This is a genomic window from Ramlibacter sp. MAHUQ-53 (genome assembly GCF_052600055.1).
Map to the genome: position 1 here is coordinate 1 of NZ_JBQWTS010000013.1, position 23,032 is coordinate 23,032.

Below are 23,032 nucleotides of genomic sequence, written 5' to 3' on the forward strand. Positions count from 1 at the left end.
CCGAACAGGACAGTGAAACGCCTCTGCGCCGATGATAGTGCGGATTCCCGTGTGAAAGTAGGACATCGTCAGGCTCTTACAGCAGCAAATACCCCCTGTGTCGAAAGATACAGGGGGTTTTTGTTTTTGCGCCTGGGTTGTCGGTTTGCAGAAATGACGCCGCAGGTTTGCGATCCTGCTGATGGCTATCAGGCGTCCACGATGTCCGTGCCCTCGCGGCGCAAGGCGCCCGAGGCGGCCAACTCGTCGACCACCTGGTCCAACCATGCCGAGGGCTCGATTCCCGGCGCCCAGCGCTCACGCACCAGACCCAGGTAGCGCGTGCGATCAGCCCAGCCGCGCAGCTCATCCTGGGTGAATCGCTTCAGTTCGAGGAGCTTGTATTTCAACAGCACCTTGGCGGCATAGCGGGCGTGGCGCGCCGGGTCCTCTTCGAACCCGCGAAGGCGCTTGCGCGCGGTGGCCAGCGCTCCCGTGACATCGGTGAAGACCGGGCCGTGACCCGGGATGACCACGCGGGGAGCCAGTGACTCGATGAGGTCCAGGGTCTGCCCGACTTCCGCGAAGGCGGACTCGCCCTCCAGCTCCGGGAAGACCACGCCAAAGCCGCTTTCCCACAACGCATCGGCCGAAACCAGGGTGCGCGAGGCTGGCTCGAAGAGGATGACCGAGTGCGGGTCGTGGCCCGGGGCCGCGTGGACTTCCCAACTCTGGGCACCCATGGCGAGCATACTGCCCGGAACGAGCGCCGCGTCGAGCCGGAAGCGAGGACACAGCTGGCCCGTGGGCTCGTAGGTGAGGGCCACCGGATCCCAGTCCCGCACCTGCTGCGCATGGCCCGGTGGAACCAGGGTCCGGGCTGCGGGATAACGCGCCTGGAGGGCCGCGTTTCCACCGCAGTGGTCGCTGTGAAGGTGGGTGTTCACCAGCAGGTCGAGCGGGCGTTCGCCCAGCGCGCGGGACACCAGCGCCAAGGTCTGTTCGGCGTGCGTGCAGTAGCCGCTGTCGATGAGGGTGGACGGGCCGTCGCCGACCAGCAGGATGTTGTTCGCGGAGAGCCATCCGCGTTCAAACACGGAAACACCGGCGGGCAAGGGGAGGGCGTGCGTCATGAAGCGCCCATTCTCCCGCGCAACCGCAGGAGCGCGCCCCCGGGACTGTCCGGAGCGCCGCGGCATACTGGGGCCATGCCCGCGCCTTCGTCCCTCGCACGCCTGCAACAGGTGATCACCGTGTGGGTGGCTGCGTGCGCACTCGGCTGGGCCTGGGCCTGGTGGGATCGGGCGGCGGCCGTCGCGATCCTGGGGGCGCTGGTGATCGCGTTCACTCACGCCTGGGTGATGGGCGCGGAGTTCCTGATGCTGCGCGAGGTCCGGCGTGAAGACCCGGCGCCTCGGGCGAGCGGGCGGCAGCTCCTTCTCGCCTGGGGCGCCGAGGCCTGCCTGGGCCTCCTGGTCTTCGCCTGGCGCCAGCCATTCCGCTGGCGCGCCATCCCGGACCGCCTCCAGGGACCGCGGGTGGCCGGCCGGCACGGGGTCGTGTTCGTGCATGGCTTCGTCTGCAACCGCGGATTCTGGACCCACTGGCGCCGCCGGCTCGAATCCGAGGGGCGGGCGCATGTGTCGGTGAACCTGGAGCCGGTGTTCGCCGCGATCGACGTCCACGTGCCGACCCTGGACGCCGCCGTGCAGGCGGTGCGGCAGGCGACGGGCCTGCCGCCGCTGCTGGTGTGCCACAGCATGGGCGGACTGGTCGCGCGCGCCTGGCTGCGCGAGCAGCGCGATGACGGGGCCGCGGCGCATGTGGTCACGATCGGCAGCCCGCATGCCGGCACCTGGCTCGCGAGGTTCAGCCACCTTCCCAATGGCCTGCAGATGCGCCAGGGCAGCGCCTGGCTGCGGGCGCTGGCTGAGGCGAGCCCCGCCGGGCGCGCTGCGCGCTTCACCTGCTGGTGGTCCAACTGCGACAACATCGTGATGCCCCCGTCCACCGCCAGGCTGGCGGACGCGGACAACCGCTTCGTGCCGGGCGCCGCCCACGTACAGCTGGCGTTCCGCCGCGAGGTGATGGCGGGCACGCTGGCCCTGCTCGCGGACCTGGACGCTAAGGCTGCAGCTCCGGAAGTCCGCGCAGCCGCTCGTAGATCGGCGTGAAGTCCGGCGCGGTCTTGTCGAACAGTTCCTGGAAGCTGTCGATGACGAAGTACGTGTGCTGGAAGGTGTCGATCTTGTAGCGCGTGCGCATGACGCGCTCGACGTCCAGCGCAAGCCGCTGCGGCTGCGGGCTTTCCACGGCGTAGCGCAGTTCACCAGGTGAACTGAGGATGCCGGCCCCGTAGGCGCGCAGCGCGCCCCGCTCGCGGATCAGGCCGAATTCCACCGTGTACCAGTACAGGCGGGACAGCTGCTCGCAGGCGCCGAGCCTGTGGGCCTTGAGGCCGCCCTGGCCATAGGCCTGCATGTGGTCGGCGAACACCGGATCGAACAGCAGCGGAACATGGCCGAAAAGGTCGTGGAAGACATCCGGCTCGACGATGTAGTCGAACTCCTCGGGCCTGCGGATCCAGTCGGTGACCGGGAAGCGCCGGTTCGCCAGCAGCGTGAAGAACGGCACCTCGGGGATCAGCCCGGGAACGCCCACGATCTCCCAGCCCGTGGCGCGCCGCAGGCGTTCGTTGATCGCCTCGAAGCGGGGAATGCGGTCGCTCGCGCCGAGCGCCGGCAGCGCCCGCACGAAGGCCTCGCACGCGCGCCCTTGCACCAGGGCAGCCTGGCGCGCGTAGAGGCGACGGTAGGTGTCGTGGTCCTGGGCCGTGTAGGCGCCAGGGTCCTGCGCGCAGGTGTAGTCGTCGGCCGCGCGGCTGTAGTCGCCGCGGGGCGGCCGGTCACTGGTGCCATAGACGACGGGCTGGACAGCCAAGGGACCTCCTGCGGGATCAGGGCGTCGCGGCGCCGGGGGCGAGCACGCCGCGGCGCATCTGGTCCAACTCCATGGACTCGAACAGCGCCTTGAAGTTGCCCTCGCCGAAGCCCTCGTTGCCCTTGCGCTGGATGAACTCGAAGAAGATCGGCCCGAGCTGGTTTTCGCTGAAGATCTGCAGCAGCAAGGCGTCAGGCAAGCCGTCGACGAGGATGTTGCGCTGGCGCAGGGCCTCCACGTCCTCGCGCAGGTCGGGAATGCGCCGGGGCAGCAGCTCGTAGTAGGTGTCGCTGGTCTCCAGCAGCTTCACGCCGGAGAGCTGGAGCGCGTCGACCGTCTCGTACAGGTCGGTCGAGGCCAGCGCGATGTGCTGGATGCCCTCGCCGTGGTAGCGGTCCAGGTACTCCTGGATCTGGCCGGCCTTGTCGTTGCCCTCCTCGTTGATCGGGATGCGGATCTTGCCGCACGGGCTGGTCATGGCCTTGCTCTTGACGCCGGTGGCCTGGCCCTCGATGTCGAAGTAGCGGACCTCGCGGAAGTTGAACAGCCGCTCATAGAACTCCGCCCACTCGTTCATGCGGCCCCGGTGCACGTTGTGCGTCAGGTGGTCGATGACGGTGAGGCCGAAGCCCGCCGGGTCCAGCGCCTCGACGCCGCGCGCGCCGGGCAGCGGTTCGAAGTCCACGTCGTAGAAGCCGATGTTGCCGATGTCGCCGGCTTGCGCGCCGTTCTTGCCGCGCCAGCGGTCCACCAGGTAGATGAGGCTGTCGCCGATGCCCTTGATGGCCGGGATGTTGAGCTCGCCCGGGCCGGCCTGGCCCGCGTAGCCCCACGCGCCCAGCGCGATCGCGCGCTCGTAGGCCGCCTTGGCGTCCTGCACCCGGAAGGCGATGGCGCAGATGCTCGGCCCGTGCTGGCGCGCGAAGCGCTGGGCGAAGGAGTCCGGCTCGGCATTGACGATGAAGTTGATGCCGCCCTGGCGGTACAGCGTCACGTCCTTGTGGCGGTGCCTGGCGATGGCTCGAAAGCCCATGCGCTCGAACAGCGCGCCCATGGCGGCCGGGTCGGGCGCGGCGTACTCGATGAACTCGAAGCCGTCGGTTCCCATGGGGTTGTCCCAGGTGGCCGCCGTCGTGCCGGCGGGCAGGGGGGCATTCATGCGCGTGTCTCCTTCAGGTGATTGACGCACTGTAGGCGGCTTGATCTTCACGATTCGTGCGATCTGGTGCCGTCAAAGCCAGCGACTTTGCAGGTTTTTTGCGTGCGCCCGCCGCGATGCAGATAATTCCAGCATGCCAGCCGCTGACCTCGACAAGCTCGACCGTGCAATCCTGCGCCTGCTCCAGGCCAACGGGCGCGAAACCTACGACGTGATCGGCGGCCAGGTGGGCCTGTCGGCCTCGGCCGTGCTGCGGCGGGTCAAGCGGCTGGAGGAAACCGGGGTGATCGACCGCTACGTCGCCCTGGTCCGGCCGGAGACCGTGGGCCTGGGCCTGACCGCCTACCTCAACGTGCGCCTGGAAAAGCACACCGAGAGCCACAAGCGCAACCCGATGGACCTGTTCCGCGCCAGCGTGCAGACCTGGCCGGAGGTGGTGGAGTGCGCCGCCCTGACCGGGGAGATGGACTACCTGCTGCGCGTGGTCGTCGAGGACATGGCGCACTACAGCCGCTTCATCATGGACACGCTGCTCAAGCACCCCAGCGTGGAGGACTGCAAGACCAGCTTCGTGCTCGACCGGGTCAAGGCCACCACCGCCGTGCCGCTCTGACCGGTTCCCTACCCGAAGTCCTGGCTGTAAGGTTGAGTAATTTTCTTGCTGCAGTGCAGCAGGAAATGCCCGACAATCCGACCCATGCCCGAGTCGTCCGACCTCCGGTCGAAGTTGTTCCACGTCCCCATCCGCTCGCTGGGCCCCGCCCACCGCGAGAAGATCGCCGAGCACCTGCTGGCGCTGGACGAGCACGACCGGTATCTGCGGTTCGGCTACATGGCCACGGACGAGCAGGTCCGCAAGTACGTCGACTCGCTGAACTTCGACCGTGACGAGATCTTCGGCATCTACAACCGCTGGCTCGAGCTGGTCGCCATCGCCCACCTCGCGTTCTCCGACCATCCCGGCTCGGCCAACTGCGCCGAGTTCGGCGTGTCGGTGGCGAAGAAGGCGCGCGGCCGCGGTTTCGGCTCGCGACTGTTCGACCGCGCCGTCATGCATGCGCGCAACGAGGGCGTGGAGCTGTTGTTCGTCCACGCGCTCAGCGAGAACGCCGCGATGATCAAGATCGCGCGCAACGCCGGCGCCACGGTTGAACGCGATGGCACCGAGACCGAGGCCCACCTGCGCCTGCCCCCGGCGACGCTGGACACGCGCGTGACCGAGCTGCTCGAGGAGCAGATGGCCCAGACCGACTACCGGCTCAAGCAGCAGGCGCGCCAGTTCTGGGACTTCCTCGGCGGTCTGCAGGAGGTCCGGCGGGGCGTGCGCGAAGGGCGCTACAAGTCCGGCCGCTGAAGCCGTGGCGGCCCCCGGTGCGCCGGGCGTGGCTGTCATTCGATTGGGCTATCCTTGGAGCCCTCCCAACGACCGCATGTCCTGCACCTCCTGACTGTGTCAGACCCCCACCCTGCGCGCGCTCCTGGCGAAAAGGAAGACAAGCGCACGTTCCTGCAAAAGCTGGCGGAATTCATCCACCCGGGCCCGGATTCGAAGGCCGAACTGATCGAGACGCTGGCGGACGCCGAGGACAACGACGTCATCGGGCCCGAGTCCCGCGTGATGCTCGAAGGCGTGATCCGCATGGCCGACCTCACCGCCGGTGACGTCATGGTGGCTGCGCCGCGGATGGACCTGGTCAACATCGACGCGCCGTACGAGGAGATCCTGCACCTGGTGATCGAGACGGCGCACTCGCGCTTCCCGGTCTACGAGGGGGACCGCGAGAACATCATCGGCATCCTCCTGGCCAAGGACCTCCTCAAGCTCCAGCGCGCGCCCGAGCTGAACCTGCGCGCGCTGCTGCGCCCGGCCTCCTTCATCCCCGAGAGCAAGGGCCTGAACGACCTGCTGCGCGAGTTCCGCGGCAACCGCAACCACCTGGCCATCGTGATCGACGAGTTCGGCCGTGTCGCCGGGCTGGTCACCATCGAGGACGTGCTCGAGCAGATCGTCGGCGAGATCGAGGACGAGTTCGACATCGCCGAGGACGAGGGCGACATCTTCGGCCTGGCCGACCAGACCTACCGCGTGAGCGGCGACACCACCCTCGAGCGCGTGAACGAGGCCTTCAGCGTGACGCTCGCGCCCAGCGACGCCGATGATGCCGACCTGCGCATCGAGACCATCGGCGGCCTGGTCGCCCACGAGATGGGCCATGTCCCCAAGCGCGGCGAGCGCACCTCCCTGGGTGGGCTCGATTTCGTCGTGCTCCACACCAAGGGCGGAGCGGTGCGCTGGTTCAAGGTGTCGCCGGCTGCGGCCCGCGACAGCACCGGTTGATCGCCGCCCGCCTGGCGCTGGCGCTCGCGGCCGGCGCCGCCCAGGGCCTGTCCATCGCCGCGCCCTGGGACGGCCAGCCCCTGTGGTGGCTGCAATTGCTGTCGCTGGGCGCGCTGGCGCTGCTGGTGCGCGACGCGCCCTCCTGGCGGCAGGCCGCGGCCACCGGCTGGGGCTTTGCCGTGGCCTGGCTGGCCGCCACCTGGTGGTGGCTGTTCATCTCCATGCATGTCTACGGCGGACTGGCCGCGCCCCTGGCGGTGCTCGCCGTGCTGGCCCTGGCCGGCTTCCTCGCCCTGTACTACGGCGCCGCCGCGGCGGTGGCCTGGCGCTGGGGGCGCGGCGGCGCGCTGGCGCTCGCGGGCGCCTGGCTCCTGGCCGAACTGATGCGGGCGCGCTGGTTCACCGGCTTCCCCTGGGGCGCCGGCGGCTATGCCCACGTGCAGGGGCCGCTGGCGGGCCTGGCGCCCTGGGTCGGGGTCCACGGCATCGGCTTTGCCGCGACCCTGCTGGCGGGCCTGCTGGCCGCCCTCGTGCGACCGGCGGGGCGCCGGCCCTGGGGCGCGACCGCGGGCGTGCTGGCCGTCGCCGCCGCGGCCGCCTGGGCGCCGGCCGGCGAGGGCGCGAGCGCGGGGCGGCTGCCGGTGGCGCTGCTCCAGGGCAACATCCCGCAGGACGAGAAGTTCCACTCCGGCACCGGCGTGCCCCAGGCGCTGGCCTGGTATGCCGACATGCTGCGCGCCGCGCCGGCCTCGCTGGTGGTGGCGCCCGAGACGGCCATCCCCCTGCTGCCCGCCCAGCTCCCGCCGGACTACCTCGACGGCATCGCCGCGCACTTCCAGGCCGGGCCGCAGGCGGCGCTGGTCGGCATTCCCCTGGGCAGCTACGCCGAGGGCTACACCAACTCGGTGGTGGGGCTGCGGCCGGGCGGGGGCGCCTACCGTTACGACAAGCACCACCTCGTGCCCTTCGGCGAGTTCATCCCGCCCCTGTTCCGGTGGTTCACCGACCTGATGCACATTCCCCTGGGCGACTTCAACCGCGGCGGCGTGGGCCAGGCCTCGTTCGAGTGGCAGGGCCAGCGCCTGGCGCCCAACATCTGCTACGAGGACCTGTTCGGCGAGGAGCTGGCGGCCCGCTTCGCCGACCCGGCGCGCGCGCCCACCGTCTTCGTGAACGTGAGCAACATCGGCTGGTTCGGCAACACCGTCGCCATCGACCAGCACCTGGCGATCAGCCGCATGCGCGCGCTGGAGTTCCGCCGGCCCGTGATCCGCGCCACCAACACCGGCGCCACCGCCATCGTCGACCACCGCGGCGTGGTCACCCACCGGCTCGCGCGCCACACCCGTGGCGTGCTGGCCGGCGAGGTCGAGGGCCGCGAAGGCCTGACCCCGTTCGCGCGCTGGTCCGCAGCCTTCGGCCTGTGGCCAGCCTGGGGGTTCGGCGTTGCTATCGTTTTGCTAGCTGGAAGGCGTTCCCGGCGCGTTGCCTGACCCGGGGCAGCCTCGGCCGCGACCTTAAAATCGGCCGATGCTCACCTTCCAGCAAATCATCCTGAAGCTGCAGTCCTACTGGGACGCGCAGGGCTGCGCCCTGCTGCAGCCCTACGACATGGAGGTCGGTGCCGGCACCTCGCACACCGCCACCTTCCTGCGCGCGCTCGGCCCCGAGCCGTGGAAGGCCGCCTATGTCCAGCCGAGCCGCCGCCCCAAGGACGGCCGCTACGGCGAGAACCCGAACCGCCTGCAGCACTACTACCAGTACCAGGTGGTGCTCAAGCCCGCGCCGGCCAACATCCTCGAGCTGTACCTCGGCTCGCTCGAGGCCCTGGGCTTCGACCTGAAGAAGAACGACATCCGCTTCGTCGAGGACGACTGGGAGAACCCCACGCTGGGCGCCTGGGGCCTGGGCTGGGAGGTCTGGCTCAATGGCATGGAGGTGACGCAGTTCACCTACTTCCAGCAGGTCGGCGGCATCGACTGCAAGCCCATCACCGGCGAGATCACCTACGGCCTGGAGCGCCTGGCCATGTACCTGCAGGGCGTGGAGAACGTCTACGACCTGAAGTGGACCGAGGGCCTGTCGTACGGCGACGTCTACCTGCAGAACGAGAAGGAGCAGTCGGCCTACAACTTCGAGCACAGCGACGCCGACTTCCTCTTCACCGCCTTCGCTGCCCACGAGAAGCAGGCCAAGTACCTGATGGAGCAGCAGCTGGCCCTGCCGGCCTACGAGCAGGTGCTCAAGGCGGCCCACAGCTTCAACCTGCTGGACGCGCGCGGCGCGATCAGCGTGACCGAACGCGCCGCCTACATCGGCCGCATCCGCAACCTGGCCCGCGCCGTGGCCCAGAGCTACTACGACAGCCGCGAGCGCCTGGGCTTCCCCATGGCGCCGAAGGAGTGGGTGGCCGAGATGACCAAGAAGGCCGCCTGACACCATGACCACTTCCCAGAACCTGCTCGTCGAACTGTTCGTCGAGGAGCTGCCTCCCAAGGCGTTGAAGAAACTGGGCCAGGCCTTCGCCGGCGTGCTGTTCGAGCAGCTGCAGGCCCAGGGCCTGGCGGGCGCCGGCTCCGAGCTGACCGCGTTCGCCTCGCCGCGCCGCCTGGCCGCGCACATCACCGCGGTGGCCTTCCAGGCCGCCGACAAGGCCGTCTCGCAGAAGCTGATGCCGGTGAGCGTCGGCCTCGACGCCGCGGGCAACGCCACCCCGGCGCTGCTGAAGAAGCTGCAGGCCCTGGGCGCCGATGCGTCCGCGGTGGCCGGCCTCAAGCGCGCGCCCGACGGCAAGGCCGAGGCCCTGTTCTACGAGAGCACCGCGCGCGGCGCCACGCTGGCCGAGGGCCTGCAGAAGGCGCTGGCCGAGGCCATCGCCAAGCTGCCGATTCCCAAGGTCATGACCTACCAGCTGGCCGACGGCTGGACCGACGTGAAGTTCGTGCGCCCCGCCCACTCGCTGGTGGCGCTGCATGGCGGCGCCGTGGTGCCTGTCACCGCGCTGGGCCTCACCGCCGGCAATACCACCCAGGGCCACCGCTTCGAGGCGGCGAGCCCGGTGGTGACCATCCCCGCGGCCGACGCCTATGCCGAGGTGCTGCAGCGTGACGGCGCCGTGATCCCCGGCTTCGAGGCGCGCCGCGCCGAGATCGCGCGCCAGCTCGCGCAGGCCGCGGCCCAGGTGGGCGGCGGCGCCCGCCCCATCGAGGACGAGGCCCTGCTCGATGAAGTGACCGCGCTGGTTGAACGCCCCAACGTGCTGCTGTGCCAGTTCGAGAAGGAATTCCTCGACGTGCCGCAGGAGTGCCTGATCCTCACGATGAAGGCCAACCAGAAGTACTTCCCGCTGCTGGACGCGGCCGGCAAGCTCACCAACCGCTTCCTGGTCGTGAGCAACATCCGCCCGGCCGACGCCAGCGCCGTCACCGGCGGCAACGAGCGCGTGGTGCGCCCGCGCCTGGCCGATGCCAAGTTCTTCTTCGACCAGGACCGCAAGAAGACCCTGGCCTCGCGCGCCGAGGGCCTGGCCAAGGTGGTCTACCACAACAAGCTCGGCACCCAGGGCGAGCGCACCGCCCGCGTGCGCGAGCTCGCGCAGGTGATCGGCGCCCAGCTCGGTGACGACCACCTGGCCTGGAAGTCGGACCTCGCCGCCAGCCTGGCCAAGGCCGACCTGCTCACCGACATGGTGGGCGAGTTCCCCGAGCTGCAAGGCATCATGGGTCGCTACTACGCCCAGGCCGACGGCCTGGACGCCGACGTCGCCGACGCGATCGAGGACCACTACAAGCCGCGTTTCGCCGGCGACGAGCTCCCGCGCAATTCCGTGGGCCTGGTGGTCGCCCTGGCCGACAAGCTCGAGACGCTGGCCGGCCTGTTCGCCATCGGCCAGCTGCCCACTGGCGACAAGGACCCGTTCGCGCTGCGCCGCCACGCCCTGGGCGTGGTGCGCATGCTCATGGAGCGTGACCTGTCGCTGTCCCTGGGCGAGATCCTGGCCGCGGCCGTGGGCCTGTTCCCGCAGGCCGGCGCCGAGACCACCGGGCAGCTGGCCACCTTCATCTACGAGCGCCTGGCCGGCATGCTGCGCGAGCAGGGCTACAGCGCCCAGGAAGTGGACGCGGTGCTGGCCCTGCAGCCGCAGCGCCTGGGCGATGTCGCCAAGCGCCTGGCGGCGGTGCGCGCCTTCGCCGCGCTGCCCGAGGCGCCGGCCCTGGCCGCTGCCAACAAGCGCATCGGCAACATCCTCAAGAAGGCCGACGGCGTGGTCGATGCCCATGTCAGCGAGGTGCTGCTGCGGGAGGATGCCGAGAAGGCCCTGTTCGCCGCCACCCGCCAGCTGGCCCCCGAGGCCGGGGCGAAGTTCGAGGCCGGCGACTACACCGGCTCGCTGCAGACGCTCGCCGCGCTGCGCGGCCCGGTCGACGCCTTCTTCGACGACGTGATGGTCAACGCCGAGGAGACCGACCTGCGCCTGAACCGCCTGGGCCTGCTGGCGACGCTGCACCGCGAGATGAACCGCGTGGCCGACCTGTCGCGCCTGGCGGCATGAGGATCATGAGCGCAGCGCCGAGCGTGGGGGCCGGATGAACCTGAAGCTGGTCATCCTGGATCGGGACGGCACGATCAACGTCGACAGCGACGAATACGTCAAGTCCGCCGAGGAGTGGGTGCCGCTGCCCGGCGCGCTGGAGGCCGTCGCGCGCCTGAACCACGCGGGCTGGCACGTCGCCGTGGCGACCAACCAGTCCGGCCTCGGGCGCGGCCTGTTCGACGTGGCCGCCCTCAACGCCATGCACGCCAAGATGCACAAGCTGCTGGGCGCGCAGGGCGGGCGCATCGACGCGGTCTTCTACTGCCCGCACGGCCCCGAGGAGAACTGCACCTGCCGCAAGCCGCAGCCGGGCCTGTTCGAGCAGATCGGCGAGCGCTTCGGCGTGGACCTCAAGGGCGTGCCCTGCGTGGGCGACACCCTGCGTGACCTGCAGGCCGGCGCCGCGGTGGGCTGCGAGCCGCACCTGGTCCTCACCGGCAAGGGCGCGGGCTTCCGCGGCCGGCCGCTGCCCGAGAACTTCCCCCCCGGCACCCGGGTCCATGAGGACCTCGCGGCCTTCGCCGACTACCTGATACGCCAGCCCCGATGATGAATTTCCTGCGCTCCCTCGTTCACGGCCTGTGGATGCTGGTGTCCGTGATCCCCTGGGGGCTGCTGATGCTGCTGGTGTCGGTGCGCGTGCGCGGCATTCCCCTGTACTGGATGGCGGCGCGCTGGCTGCGTGGCGCGGTCACCGCGGCGCGCTGGATCATCGGCATCCGCGTGCGCGTCACCGGCATGGAGCACCTGCCCCAGGGCGAGACCAGCCCGGCGATCCTGCTGGTCAAGCACCAGTCCACCTTCGAGACCTTCCTGATGCCCACGCTGATGCCGCACCCGCTGGCCTACGTGTTCAAGAAGGAGCTGCTGCAGATCCCGTTCTTCGGCTGGGCCATGGCCCGCCTGGACATGATCCACATCGACCGCAGCCAGCGCGCGGCCGCCTTCAACAAGGTGGTGTCGCAGGGCCAGGCGCTGCTGGCGCGCGGCATCTGGATCATCATGTTCCCCGAGGGCACGCGCATCCCGCGCGGCGAGAAGGGCACCTACAAGACCGGCGGCACGCGCCTGGCGATTGCCACTGGCGCGCCGGTGATCCCGGTGGCGGTGACCTCGGCCAAGGTCTGGCCGCGCAAGGCCTTCGTCAAGCGCCCGGGCATCGTCGATGTCTCCATCGGCCGCCCCATCCCCAGCGAGGGCCGCGACGCCGATGAGCTGATGCGCGAGGTCGAGGCCTGGATCGAATCCGAGATGCGCCGCCTCGACCCCGAGGCCTACCCCCCGCAAGCCCGGGCCGTGGCGGACGATGAACAGGCTCCTGCAACTCGCGCTTGACCTGTTCGACGCGCCGGCTCCCGCCAGCGCGCCACCCGCGCCGCCCGCGGCACCCGCGCCGGCCGCCTTTCCGGCCTCCACGCCGTCCCCCGCCCCGGCCGGCGTGACGCCCACCGGGGCGCCCCGGGTTCCCACGGCCTCCGCACCGGCCGCCCCGCCCGCGGAGCCCCTGTCCCGGGTGCTCGAGCCGGTGCGCTTCGCGCACCCGCGCGCCAACCGGGAGTCCCTGCTCGAAGGCACCCGCGTGGCCTACGAGCTGCGCCGCGCGCGCCGGCGCACCATCGGCTTCAGCGTCGGCGCCGAGGGGCTCACCGTCAGCGCGCCCCAGTGGGTCACGCTGCGCGAGATCGAGGACGCGCTGCGCCACAAGTCCGCCTGGATCGTGCGCAAGCTCGCCGAGATGCGCGATCGCGATGCCCGCCTGGAGGGCGCGCGCATCGAGTGGCGCGACGGCGCGGTCCTGCCCTTCCTCGGCGAGGACGTGATCGTGGTGCTCGACCCGCGCCATGGCTTCGAGGGTGGCGGCGTGCTGCACACCGACGCCCAGGCCCTGCCGGGCGTGCCGCGGCTCACCCTGCACCTGGGGCTGTCGCAGCAGGCCGGCCCCGTGCAGATCCGCGACGCCGCCCAGGCCTGGCTGATGCGCCAGGCGCGCCGGCTGTTCACCGAACGCCTGGAGCACTACGCCCCGCAGCTGGGGGTGCGCTGGACCAAGCTCAGCCTGAGCAGCGCCGCCACCCGCTGGGGCACGGCCAGCGCTGACGGCGCCATCCGCCTGAACTGGCGCCTGGTCCACTTCCGCCTGCCGGTGATCGACTACGTGGTGGTTCACGAGCTCAGTCACCTGCGCGTGATGGACCACAGCCCGCGTTTCTGGGAAACGGTGGGCACGGTGGTGCCCGATTACGCGGCGCTGCGCGCCGAACTCAGGGCCGACCCGCTGCCGCCCTGGTAGACCCCATGGCCTCCCGGGCCCAGGTGCGTGACAATCGCGTCCATGACTGCCCGGGGCCCGAGATGATCAGCCGCCTGAGCCTGAGCCTGCGACTGCGGCTGATGGCGCTGGTGCTGGCCACGCTGCTGCCGCTGGGAGCGCTGTCCATCTGGTCGGCGTATGCGGCCTCGCGCAGCGCGCTGGCGCAGACCTACGACCAGCTCGCGCTGACCGCCTCGCTGGTGGCCTCGCAGCAAGACCGCCTGGCCGACGCCGCCGAGCACCTGCTGGCGGTGATCACCGCCATCCCCGAGATCCGCCACCTGGAACGCGATCGCTGCGTCGATTACATGGCCGGCCTGCGCGGGCGCTACCCGATCTACGGGAACATCGGCATCCTCGACCTGCAGGGCAACCTGACCTGCCACGCCGGCGGCCGCCAGGGCGACTTCAACGCCGCCGACCGCGTCTACTTCCAGGACGCCATCCGCCTGCGCCGCTTCGTCATGGGGGACCTCGTCGTCGGCCGCACGATGAACCGCCCCGTCATCACCTTCGCCATGCCGATCCTCGAGGGCGGCGAAGTGCGCGGCGTCGCCTTCGCCGGCATCGACGTGGCGCAGATGCAGGCCGACCTCAACGAGGTGCCCCTGCCGCCGGGCGTGCGCCTGGTCCTCACCGACGTGGCGGGCCGCATCGTCATCGAGCGGGATGCCGGCGGGCTGGCCCCACGCCCGCCCGGAACACCCGCGGCCTCGCCGGCGCTGCGTGACGCCGCCGTGCGCATGGCGAGCGGCCAGGCCCGCACCAGCGGCCGCGACGGCACCCAGCGCATCTTCTCCTACCAGCCGACCCAGGCGGTCGGCGAGCGAAGGTTCATGGTCTTCGCCAGCATGGACGAGGCGCTCGTCGACGCCACCACCTGGGGGCGCGCCTGGCGCGAGCTGGGCGTGCTGGCCGCGGCGCTCGCACTGTGCCTCGCCGCGGCCTGGCTGGTGGGCCGGCGCATGATCACCGCGCCGGCCGCCGAGGTCGAGGCCGTGGCTCGCCGCCTCGCCAGGGGCGACCTGGCGGCGCGCGTGCCGCTGGCCACCGAAGGCCCCTATGACGAATTCGGCCACATTGCCGCGGCGCTGAACCAGCTGGCCGCCTCCCTGCAGGAGCGCCAGCGCGAGGTCGAGGCCGAACTGGCCAACACCCGGCAGGCCCACGCCATGCTGGACGAGATCAACCGCACGCTGGAGGACCGCGTCGCCGAGGCCACCGCCAGCCTGCGCCAGGCCAATCGCGACCTCGAGGCCTTTTCCTACTCGGTCTCCCATGACCTGCGCGCGCCCCTGGCAGCCATCGGCGGCTTCGCGCGGGCCGTGGCCGAGCGCATCGCCCCCGGGGCCGACCCCAAGCTGCACCACTACCTGGACCGGATCCAGTCCGGCGCCCTGCAGATGGAGCAGCTGATCGAGGGCCTGCTGCAGCTCTCGCGCGCCGTGCGCGACCCGATGGAGCAGGCGCGCGTGGACCTCACCACCCTGGCGCGGGATACGCTCGAGGGGCTGCACATGCAGGAGCCGCTGCGCGCGGTCCGCAGCACCGTGCAGGAGGGCCTGGCCGTCACCGGCGACGGCCGCCTGCTGCAGACGGTGATGCAGAACCTCCTGGGCAACGCCTGGAAGTTCACGTCGGGCCGGGAGCAGGCGACGATCGAGGTCGGCGCTGCCAGGCGCGAGGGCCGGGTCGAGTACTACGTGCGGGACAACGGCGCCGGCTTCGACATGGCGCACGCGCAGCGGCTGTTCAAGCCGTTCCAGCGGCTGCACCCGGCCAGCGAGTTTCCGGGCACGGGCATCGGCCTGGCGACGGTGCAGCGGGTGATCGAGCGCCACGGCGGAACCCTGCGTGCCGAGTCGGCGCCGGGCCAGGGCTGCACCATCTGGTTCACGCTGCCGCCGGCCGAGTGAGCGCGGGCCGTGACGCGCCGGGGCGCCCGCGCGTCACGCGGCCTCGAAGCGCCAGGCCCCGTCCTCGCCGCGCCGGCGGCGCAGCCTGCCCTGGCCACGCAGCGCGTGCAGGTGCGCCAGCGACTCGCCCAGGGCGAACAGCGTCTGCTGCGCGTCCAGCGTGCGGCGGAACAGGACCGGCAGCATGTCGACGGCGGTGTGCGGGCGCGCGCGGCAGGCGGCCAGCACCTCGGCCAGGCGCTCCTCGTGGTGGGCGAGCAGCTGGCCGACGCGCGCATGCAGCCCGGTGAACGGCCTGCCGTGCGAGGGCAGCACCAGCGTGGCGGCCGGCAACGCCAGAAACTTCTGCAGCGAGGCGAGGAAGGCGGTCAGCGGGTCGGCCTCGGGCTCGATGTCGTAGACGCTGATGTTGGTGGAGATGCGGGGCAGCACCATGTCACCCGAGACCAGCACGCCCAGCTCCCCGCAGTACAGGGCCATGTGGTCGGGAGAGTGGCCCTGCCCGCTGATGCACAGCCAGTCGCGCCCGCCGATGCGCAGCGTCGCGCCGTCGGACAGGCGCCGGAAGCGGGGCGGCAGCGCCGGCACCAGCGAGGCGTAGTGGCCCTCGCGCGAGCGCACCAGCGCCAGCACCTCGGCGTCCGCGAGGCCGTGTGACGCGAAGAACCGGGCCGTCGCCTCGCCGCCGAAGCCGGCCAGGCCCGCGGTGCCGGTGCAGGCCGCGTAGTAGTCCAGCGCGCTGATCCACAGCTCGCACTGCCAGCGCTCGCACAGCGCGTGGGCGAAGCCGACATGGTCCGGGTGCATGTGCGTGACCACCACCCGCAGCACCGGCAGGCCCTGCATCTCGCCGGCGAACAGCTGTTCCCACTGCGCGCGGGTGTCCGCGTGATGGATGCCGGTGTCGACCACGGTCCAGCCCTCGCGGCCGTCCAGCGTGTCGCGCAGCAGCCAGAGGTTGATGTGGTCCAGCGCGAACGGCAGGCCCATGCGGATCCAGCGCACGCCGGGCGCCACCTCGATCGTGGTGGCCGGCTCCGGCTGGCGGTCGGCGAACGGGTAGTCGAGCGTGGACGGTGGCGGCGGCATGCGGCTCCTGCGATTGACGTTGACGTAAACGTCAGATGTAATGCGGCATTCTAGGCGGGCCCCCGGCAGGGGGCCCGCATCTGCGAGACGGATCCCATGGCCACCACCACCTACACCATCAGCGACCTGGCGAAGGAATTCGACCTGACCACGCGCGCCATGCGCTTCTACGAGGACATGGGCCTGCTGCAGCCGCAGCGCACCGGCCCCGGCGGGCGCAACCGCATCTACAGCGCGCGCGACCGCACCCGCCTCAAGCTCACGCTGCGGGCCAAGCGCCTGGGCCTGTCCCTCACCGAGGCGCGTGACCTGATCGACATGTACGACAGCCCGCGCGACACCGGCCCGCAGCTACGCCGCTTCCTGGACATCCTGGCCCAGCACCGCCGCCAGCTCGAGGACCAGATGGCCGACCTCCAGGCCAACCTCGACGAGGTCAAGGTCCACGAGAAGGAGGCCCGGGCCCTGCTGGGGCGCATCGGCAGCGGCGAGAAGGGCGCGAAGGCGGAGGCGGCCGACAAGTCCGCAAAAGGCAGCGGGTCCCGGCCCCGGGCCAAGGCGGCATAATTGACGTTTACGTAAACGTCAATTTCGGGCCCGCCACAACGACACGGAGACCACCGCGATGCAGAACCCCCGCTTCGAGTCCCTCGACCCGGCCTTCGAGCCGCGCGTGCGCGCGAGTTTCAGCCGCCAGACCGCCATGGCCACGCTGGGCGCGAGGCTGCAGCGGGTGGATGCCGGCCAGGTCGAGATCGAGCTGCCGTTCGCGGCCCACATCACGCAGCAGCACGGCTTCGTGCATGGCGGCGTGATCTCCGCGGTGCTCGACTCCGCTTGCGGCTACGCCGCCTCCAGCCTGATGCCGGCCGACGCCGGCGTGCTCACCATCGAGTTCAAGGTCAACCTGCTGGCGCCCGCCAAGGGCCGCCGCTTCCGCGTCGCGGGCGAGGTCGTCAAGCCCGGGCGCACCATCACCGTGACCGAGGGCAAGGCCTGGGCCGTCGACGACGACGGCCGCGAGAAGCTGGTGGCCACCATGGTCGCCACCATGATGGTCATCACCGGACGCGACGGCATCCAGCACTGACCCCGCCGTACCGACAACCCCATTCCATCCGAAGAGAGACACGCCATGAACCTGCCCGGCCTCAATTTCCAGCTCGGTGAAGACATCGACGCCCTGCGCGACGCAGTGCGCGATTTCGCCCAGGCCGAAATCGCCCCGCTCGCCGCCGAGGTGGACCGCAGCGACCAGTTCCCCATGCACCTGTGGCGGAAGATGGGCGAGCTCGGCGTGCTGGGCATCACCGTGCCCGAGGAGTACGGCGGCGCGAACATGGGCTACCTCGCCCACATGATCGCGATGGAGGAGATCTCCCGCGCCTCGGCCTCCATCGGCCTGTCCTACGGCGCGCACTCCAACCTGTGCGTCAACCAGATCAAGCGCAACGGCACCGAGGCGCAGAAGAAGAAGTACCTGCCCAAGCTGATCTCCGGCGAGCATGTCGGCGCGCTGGCCATGAGCGAGCCGGGCGCCGGCTCCGACGTCATCTCGATGAAGCTGCGCGCCGAGGACAAGGGCGGCTACTACGTCCTGAACGGCAACAAGATGTGGATCACCAACGGCCCCGACGCCGACACCCTGGTGGTCTATGCCAAGACCGAGCCCGAGCTGGGCGCGCGCGGCGTCACCGCCTTCCTGATCGAGAAGGGCATGAAGGGCTTCTCCATCGCGCAGAAGCTGGACAAGCTGGGCATGCGCGGCAGCCACACCGGCGAGCTGGTGTTCCAGAACGTCGAGGTGCCCGCGGAGAACGTGCTGGGTTCGGTCAATGGCGGCGCCAGGGTGCTGATGTCGGGCCTGGACTACGAGCGTGCCGTGCTGGCCGCCGGCCCCATCGGCATCATGCAGTCGGTGATGGACAACGTGGTCCCCTACATCCACGACCGCAAGCAGTTCGGCCAGAGCATCGGCGAGTTCCAGTTGATCCAGGGCAAGGTGGCCGACATGTACACCGTGCTCCAGGCCGGCCGCGCCTTCTGCTACACCATCGGCAAGAACCTGGACATGCTGGGCGCCGAGCACGTGCGCCAGGTCCGCAAGGACTGCGCCTCCGTCATCCTCTGGTGCGCCGAGAAGGCCACCTGGATGGCGGGCGAGGGCATCCAGATCTTCGGCGGCAACGGCTACATCAACGAGTACCCCCTGGGCCGCCTGTGGCGCGACGCCAAGCTCTATGAGATCGGCGCCGGCACCAGCGAGATCCGCCGCATGCTGATCGGCCGCGAGCTGTTCGCGGAGACGATGTAAGGCGGCCGCGGCCTCTGGCCTCGCGGACAATCGGCACCATGACCCGAGAACTCGAAGACCTGTTTGCGCACAACCGGACCTGGGCCGCGGAGATCGAACGCGAGCGCCCCGGCTTCTTCACCCGCCTGAAGGCGCAGCAGGAGCCGCGCTACATGTGGATCGGGTGCAGTGACTCGCGCGTGCCCGCCAACCAGATCACCGGCCTGGACCCGGGCGAGGTCTTCGTCCACCGCAACGTGGCCAACGTGGTCGTGCCCACCGACCTGAACTGCCTGTCCACCATCCAGTACGCGGTGGACCAGCTCAAGGTCGAACACCTGATGGTCGTCGGCCACTACGGCTGCGGCGGCGTGAACGCGGCGCTGCGCGGCATCCGCGTGGGCCTGGCGGACAACTGGCTGCGCCACATCAAGGACGTGGCCGACCGCCACCGCGCCCTGATCGACGCCACGCCCGACGGGCACCGCCTGGACCTGCTGTGCGAGCTCAACGTGATCGAGCAGGTGGTCAACGTGGCCCACACCACGGTGGTCCAGGACGCCTGGAAGCGCGGCCAGTCCGTCACGCTGCACGGGTGGGTCTACGGCATCTCCGACGGCCTCCTCCAGGACCTGCACATGACGGTGGACTCGCCGGAGGACCTGCAGCGCGCCTACCGCGGCGCCGTCGGCGCCATCGGCGGGGCCAAGCGGGGCTGAGTCCCGCCGCCGCCCCGGGAGGCCCCTGGCGATGTTCCCCCAGCGACTCGATTCCCCGCTGGCCTACGACATCGCCCAGGCCCTGGTCGACGGCTTCGACCGGCATTACCGCCTGTTCCGCGCCGAAAGCGCGCGCGCCCGGCACCGCTTCGAGACGGCCGACTGGCACGGCCAGCAGCGCGCGCAGCGCGAACGCATCGAGTTCTACGACCTGCGGGTGCGCGAGGCCTCGCAGCGCCTGGAGACGGAGTTCCGCGCCCACGAGCAGCCGATGGAGGTCTGGCAGCAGGCCAAGCTGCACTACATCGGCCTGCTGATCGACCACCAGCAGCCGGAGCTGGCCGAGACCTTCTTCAACTCGGTCACCACCAAGATCCTGCACCGCACCTACTTCCACAACGACTTCATCTTCGTGCGGCCCGCGGTCAGCACCGAGTACATCGAGGACAACGATCCCGCCGCCAGCGCCACCTACCGCGCCTACTACCCCACGCGCGAGACCCTGCACGAGACGGTGGTGCGCATCGTCCACAACTTCCGCCTGCAGCGCCCGTTCGCCGACCTCGAGGCCGACGCGCGCCAGGCCAGCGACGCGATCGCGCAGCGCCTGGCCGGAGCCCGGCTGCGCGCCAACTTCCAGGTGCAGGTGCTGTCGTCCCTGTTCTTCCGCAACAAGGGCGCCTACGTGGTCGGCAAGGTCATCAACGGCTTCAGCGAACTGCCCTTCGCGCTGCCGATCGTGCACGGCGACGACGGCCGCCTGGTGATCGACGCCTGCCTGGTCGGCGAGGAGGACCTGCAGATGCTGTTCTCCTTCGCGCGGGCCTACTTCATGGTGGACATGGCGGTGCCCTCGGCCTGGGTGCAGTTCCTGCGGACGCTGATGCCGCGCAAGCCGCGCGCCGAGATCTACAACGCGCTGGGCCTGGCCAAGCAGGGCAAGACCCTGTTCTACCGGGACTTCCTGCACCACCTGCGCCACTCCAGCGACAAGTTCCGCATCGCGCCGGGCATCAAGGGGATGGTGATGCTGGTGTTCGACCTGCCGTCCTTCCCCTTCGTGTTCAAGGTGATCAAGGACCACTTCCCGCTGCAGAAGGAGACCACGCGCGAGCAGGTCAAGGGCAAGTACCTGCTGGTCAAGCAGCATGACCGGGTGGGGCGCATGGCCGACACCCTGGAGTACAGCGAGGTGGCCTTCGCGCGCGAGCGCTTCGAGGACGCGCTGATCGAGGAGATCCGCCGCTTCGCCCCCAGCCAGCTCGAGATCTCCGAACGCGACGGCGACGGCCGCGAGGAGGTGATCCTCAAGCACGTCTACATCGAGCGCCGCATGATCCCGCTGAACCTCTACCTGCAGGAGGCGCTGGACGCCGGCGGCGGCGAGCAGCTCGAGCGCGCGGTCATCGAGTACGGCAACGCCATCAAGGACCTGGTGGCCGCCAACATCTTCCCCGGCGACATGCTCTGGAAGAACTTCGGCGTCACCCGCAACGGCAAGGTGGTGTTCTACGACTACGACGAGATCGAGTACCTCACCGACTGCAATTTCCGCCGCGTGCCCCCGCCGCGCAACGAGGACGACGAGCTGGCCAGCGAGCCCTGGTACGCCGTCGGCCCGCGCGACGTCTTCCCCGAGACCTTCGGCCCCTTCCTCCTGGGCCACCCCGCGGTGCGCGATGTTTTCATGCGCCACCACGGCGACCTGCTCGACCCGGCGTTCTGGCAGGCCCACAAGGAGCGCATCCAGTCCGGACATGTCCTCGACGTGTTCCCCTACGACCCCGAGCGGCGGTTCGCCCGCCCACCCACCCCTTCCAAGGAGACCATGCCATGACCACCGAATCCATCGTCATCGTCGGCGCCGCCCGCACCCCCATGGGCAGCTTCCAGGGTGACTTCGCCTCGCTCGCCGCGCACGACCTCGGCGGCGCCGCCATCCGGGCCGCCATCGAGCGCGCCGGCGTGCCGGCCGACGCCGTCGACGAGGTGCTTTTCGGCAACTGCCTGATGGCCGGCCAGGGCCAGGCGCCGGCGCGCCAGGCGGCCTTCAAGGGCGGCCTGCCCAAGGGCGCGGGCGCGGTCACGCTCTCGAAGATGTGCGGCTCGGGCATGAAGGCCACGATGCTGGCGCACGACATGCTCCTGGCCGGCTCGGCCCAGGTCATGGTGGCCGGCGGCATGGAGAGCATGACCAACGCGCCGTACCTGCTGCTCAAGGGCCGCGGCGGCTACCGCATGGGGCATGACCGCGTGTTCGACCACATGATGCTCGACGGCCTGGAAGACGCCTACGAGCCCGGCCGCTCCATGGGCACCTTCGGCGAGGATTGCGCCGCCAAGTACCAGTTCACCCGCGAGCAGCAGGACGCCTTCGCCACCACCAGCGTGCAGCGCGCCCAGGCCGCCACGCAGTCGGGGGCCTTCGCCAGGGAAATCACGCCGGTCACCGTCAAGACCCGCGCCGGCGAGACCGTGGTGTCCATCGACGAGGGGCCGGGCAAGGTCAAGCTGGACAAGATCGCCTCGCTCAAGCCGGCGTTCAAGAAGGACGGCACCATCACCGCCGCCTCCAGCTCGAGCATCAACGACGGCGCGGCCGCCCTGGTCCTCATGACCGAGTCCACCGCCCGGCGCCTGGGCTGCAAGCCGCTGGCCCGCATCGTGGCCCACGCCACCCACGCGCAGGAGCCCGAGTGGTTCTCCACCGCCCCGGTGGGCGCCACGCAGAAGGCGCTGGCCAAGGCCGGCTGGAAGGTGTCCGACGTGGACCTGTGGGAGATCAACGAGGCCTTCGCCGTCGTGCCCATGGCCCTGATGGCCGAACTGGGCGTGTCGCACGACGTCGTCAACGTCCACGGCGGTGCCTGCGCCCTGGGCCACCCGATTGGCGCATCCGGTGCGCGCATCCTGGTCACCCTGATCCACGCCCTGCAGGCCCGTGGCAAGAAGCGCGGCCTGGCCACGCTGTGCATCGGTGGCGGCGAGGGAACGGCCATGGCCATCGAGCTGGCCTGACATGGGCACGGTCCTCGTCCTCGGCGCCTCGCGCGGCATCGGCCTGGAGTTCGTTCGCCAGTACCGCGCGGCGGGCGAGCGCGTGATCGCCACTGCCCGCGACGAGGCGGGGCTGGAGCGCCTGCGCGCGCTGGGCGCCACGGCGCTGCGGCTGGACGTCTGCCAGACGGCCAGCATCGCCGGCCTGGCCTGGCAGCTCGATGGCGAGAAGATCGACCTGGCGCTGTACGTGGCCGGCGTCATCGTCCGCGCCGACGCGAAGCAGCCGCCCACCGATGTCGACTTCGATCGCGTCATGCACACCAACGTGCTCGGCGCGATGCAGGCCATCCCGCAGGTCGCGCCGCTGGTGGAAGCAGCCCGCGGCCGTTTCGTCTTCGTCTCCAGCCGCATGGGCCGCATCGCGCAGGTGGAGTCCAGCGGCAGCTGGACCTACCGTGTCAGCAAGGCCGCCCTGAACATGGCGGTGGCCAGTGCCCAGCTCGAGTACCCGCAGGCCGTGATGGTGGCGATGAGCCCCGGCTGGGTGCAGACCGACATGGGCGGCGCGGTCGCCTCGCTCACCGTGGAGGCCAGCGTGGCCTCGATGCGCGGCGCCATCGCCCGCCTGACCCCTGAACACCGCGGCGCCTTCCTGGACGTCGACGGCACGCCCTTCGCGGGCTGGTAACCCTTC

At 70.4% G+C, this 23,032-nt stretch carries 22 protein-coding genes; 18 read left to right on the forward strand and 4 right to left on the reverse strand.

The window, feature by feature from the left end; genetic code table 11:
- Positions 1–188: 188 nt before the first annotated feature.
- On the reverse strand, positions 189–1,112 hold the full coding sequence (locus ACT80S_RS17050; protein WP_377418039.1) for an MBL fold metallo-hydrolase: 924 nt from the start codon (positions 1,110–1,112) through the stop codon (positions 189–191).
- 75 nt (positions 1,113–1,187) lie between these two features.
- On the opposite strand from ACT80S_RS17050, the gene ACT80S_RS17055 reads away from it, so the two are divergent.
- Positions 1,188–2,153, forward strand: a complete 966-nt coding sequence (locus tag ACT80S_RS17055; protein ID WP_377418041.1) for an esterase/lipase family protein — start codon at positions 1,188–1,190, stop codon at positions 2,151–2,153.
- Here ACT80S_RS17055 and phhA read toward each other — a convergent pair.
- Positions 2,104–2,919, reverse strand: a complete 816-nt coding sequence (phhA, locus tag ACT80S_RS17060) for a phenylalanine 4-monooxygenase (protein ID WP_377418043.1) — start codon at positions 2,917–2,919, stop codon at positions 2,104–2,106. The two genes, ACT80S_RS17055 and phhA, sit on opposite strands and share 50 nt — an antisense overlap.
- 16 nt (positions 2,920–2,935) lie before the next feature.
- Complete coding sequence (gene hppD / locus ACT80S_RS17065; RefSeq protein WP_377418045.1) at positions 2,936–4,078, reverse strand: 4-hydroxyphenylpyruvate dioxygenase; 1,143 nt, start codon at positions 4,076–4,078, stop codon at positions 2,936–2,938.
- A gap of 133 nt (positions 4,079–4,211) precedes the next feature.
- Between hppD and ACT80S_RS17070 the strand changes: the two genes are divergently transcribed.
- The 10 genes from ACT80S_RS17070 (at position 4,212) to ACT80S_RS17115 (ending at position 15,237) form a co-directional block, all read left to right on the forward strand.
- Complete coding sequence (locus ACT80S_RS17070; protein ID WP_377418047.1) at positions 4,212–4,691, forward strand: Lrp/AsnC family transcriptional regulator; 480 nt, start codon at positions 4,212–4,214, stop codon at positions 4,689–4,691.
- Positions 4,692–4,775: 84 nt separating this feature from the next.
- Positions 4,776–5,432: a GNAT family N-acetyltransferase gene (locus tag ACT80S_RS17075; RefSeq protein WP_377418049.1), complete on the forward strand. Its 657-nt coding sequence runs from the start codon at positions 4,776–4,778 to the stop codon at positions 5,430–5,432.
- 96 nt (positions 5,433–5,528) lie between these two features.
- Complete coding sequence (locus ACT80S_RS17080) at positions 5,529–6,416, forward strand: HlyC/CorC family transporter (RefSeq protein WP_377418051.1); 888 nt, start codon at positions 5,529–5,531, stop codon at positions 6,414–6,416.
- Entirely contained in the window at positions 6,413–7,909 is a 1,497-nt protein-coding gene (gene lnt, locus ACT80S_RS17085; protein ID WP_377418053.1) for an apolipoprotein N-acyltransferase, read from the forward strand. Before ACT80S_RS17080 ends, lnt begins: the two co-directional genes overlap by 4 nt.
- A 37-nt stretch (positions 7,910–7,946) precedes the next feature.
- Positions 7,947–8,852 (forward strand): glycine--tRNA ligase subunit alpha, encoded by a 906-nt coding sequence (glyQ, locus tag ACT80S_RS17090; RefSeq protein WP_377418055.1) that lies wholly within the window; start codon positions 7,947–7,949, stop codon positions 8,850–8,852.
- A 4-nt stretch (positions 8,853–8,856) separates the two neighbouring features.
- Entirely contained in the window at positions 8,857–10,968 is a 2,112-nt protein-coding gene (glyS, locus tag ACT80S_RS17095) for a glycine--tRNA ligase subunit beta (protein ID WP_377418057.1), read from the forward strand.
- Positions 10,969–11,002: 34 nt separating this feature from the next.
- Entirely contained in the window at positions 11,003–11,560 is a 558-nt protein-coding gene (gene gmhB, locus ACT80S_RS17100; protein WP_377418059.1) for a D-glycero-beta-D-manno-heptose 1,7-bisphosphate 7-phosphatase, read from the forward strand.
- Complete coding sequence (locus ACT80S_RS17105; RefSeq protein WP_377418189.1) at positions 11,560–12,345, forward strand: lysophospholipid acyltransferase family protein; 786 nt, start codon at positions 11,560–11,562, stop codon at positions 12,343–12,345. Before gmhB ends, ACT80S_RS17105 begins: the two co-directional genes overlap by 1 nt.
- Positions 12,317–13,300 carry a M48 family metallopeptidase gene (locus ACT80S_RS17110; protein ID WP_377418061.1) on the forward strand — a complete coding sequence of 328 codons (984 nt, stop codon included), beginning with the start codon at positions 12,317–12,319 and terminating at the stop codon, positions 13,298–13,300. Before ACT80S_RS17105 ends, ACT80S_RS17110 begins: the two co-directional genes overlap by 29 nt.
- Before the next feature lie 5 nt (positions 13,301–13,305).
- On the forward strand, positions 13,306–15,237 hold the full coding sequence (locus ACT80S_RS17115) for an ATP-binding protein (RefSeq protein ID WP_377418063.1): 1,932 nt from the start codon (positions 13,306–13,308) through the stop codon (positions 15,235–15,237).
- 33 nt (positions 15,238–15,270) lie between these two features.
- Here ACT80S_RS17115 and ACT80S_RS17120 read toward each other — a convergent pair whose 3' ends face one another.
- Complete coding sequence (locus tag ACT80S_RS17120; RefSeq protein ID WP_377418065.1) at positions 15,271–16,326, reverse strand: MBL fold metallo-hydrolase; 1,056 nt, start codon at positions 16,324–16,326, stop codon at positions 15,271–15,273.
- A gap of 96 nt (positions 16,327–16,422) precedes the next feature.
- Here ACT80S_RS17120 and ACT80S_RS17125 point away from each other — a divergent pair, with 96 nt between their 5' ends.
- Genes ACT80S_RS17125 through ACT80S_RS17155 form a run of 7 tightly spaced genes read left to right on the forward strand, consistent with a single transcriptional unit; the run spans position 16,423 to position 23,026 of the window.
- Positions 16,423–16,893 (forward strand): MerR family transcriptional regulator, encoded by a 471-nt coding sequence (locus ACT80S_RS17125; protein WP_377418067.1) that lies wholly within the window; start codon positions 16,423–16,425, stop codon positions 16,891–16,893.
- A gap of 58 nt (positions 16,894–16,951) precedes the next feature.
- Positions 16,952–17,416 (forward strand): PaaI family thioesterase, encoded by a 465-nt coding sequence (locus ACT80S_RS17130; RefSeq protein ID WP_377418069.1) that lies wholly within the window; start codon positions 16,952–16,954, stop codon positions 17,414–17,416.
- 45 nt (positions 17,417–17,461) lie between these two features.
- Complete coding sequence (locus ACT80S_RS17135; RefSeq protein WP_377418071.1) at positions 17,462–18,640, forward strand: isovaleryl-CoA dehydrogenase; 1,179 nt, start codon at positions 17,462–17,464, stop codon at positions 18,638–18,640.
- A 38-nt stretch (positions 18,641–18,678) separates the two neighbouring features.
- Entirely contained in the window at positions 18,679–19,338 is a 660-nt protein-coding gene (can, locus tag ACT80S_RS17140; RefSeq protein WP_377418073.1) for a carbonate dehydratase, read from the forward strand.
- A gap of 31 nt (positions 19,339–19,369) precedes the next feature.
- Positions 19,370–21,175 carry a bifunctional isocitrate dehydrogenase kinase/phosphatase gene (gene aceK / locus ACT80S_RS17145; RefSeq protein WP_377418075.1) on the forward strand — a complete coding sequence of 602 codons (1,806 nt, stop codon included), beginning with the start codon at positions 19,370–19,372 and terminating at the stop codon, positions 21,173–21,175.
- On the forward strand, positions 21,172–22,356 hold the full coding sequence (locus tag ACT80S_RS17150; RefSeq protein WP_377418077.1) for an acetyl-CoA C-acyltransferase: 1,185 nt from the start codon (positions 21,172–21,174) through the stop codon (positions 22,354–22,356). Before aceK ends, ACT80S_RS17150 begins: the two co-directional genes overlap by 4 nt.
- A gap of 1 nt (position 22,357) precedes the next feature.
- On the forward strand, positions 22,358–23,026 hold the full coding sequence (locus tag ACT80S_RS17155) for an SDR family oxidoreductase (protein WP_377418079.1): 669 nt from the start codon (positions 22,358–22,360) through the stop codon (positions 23,024–23,026).
- Positions 23,027–23,032: the final 6 nt, after the last annotated feature.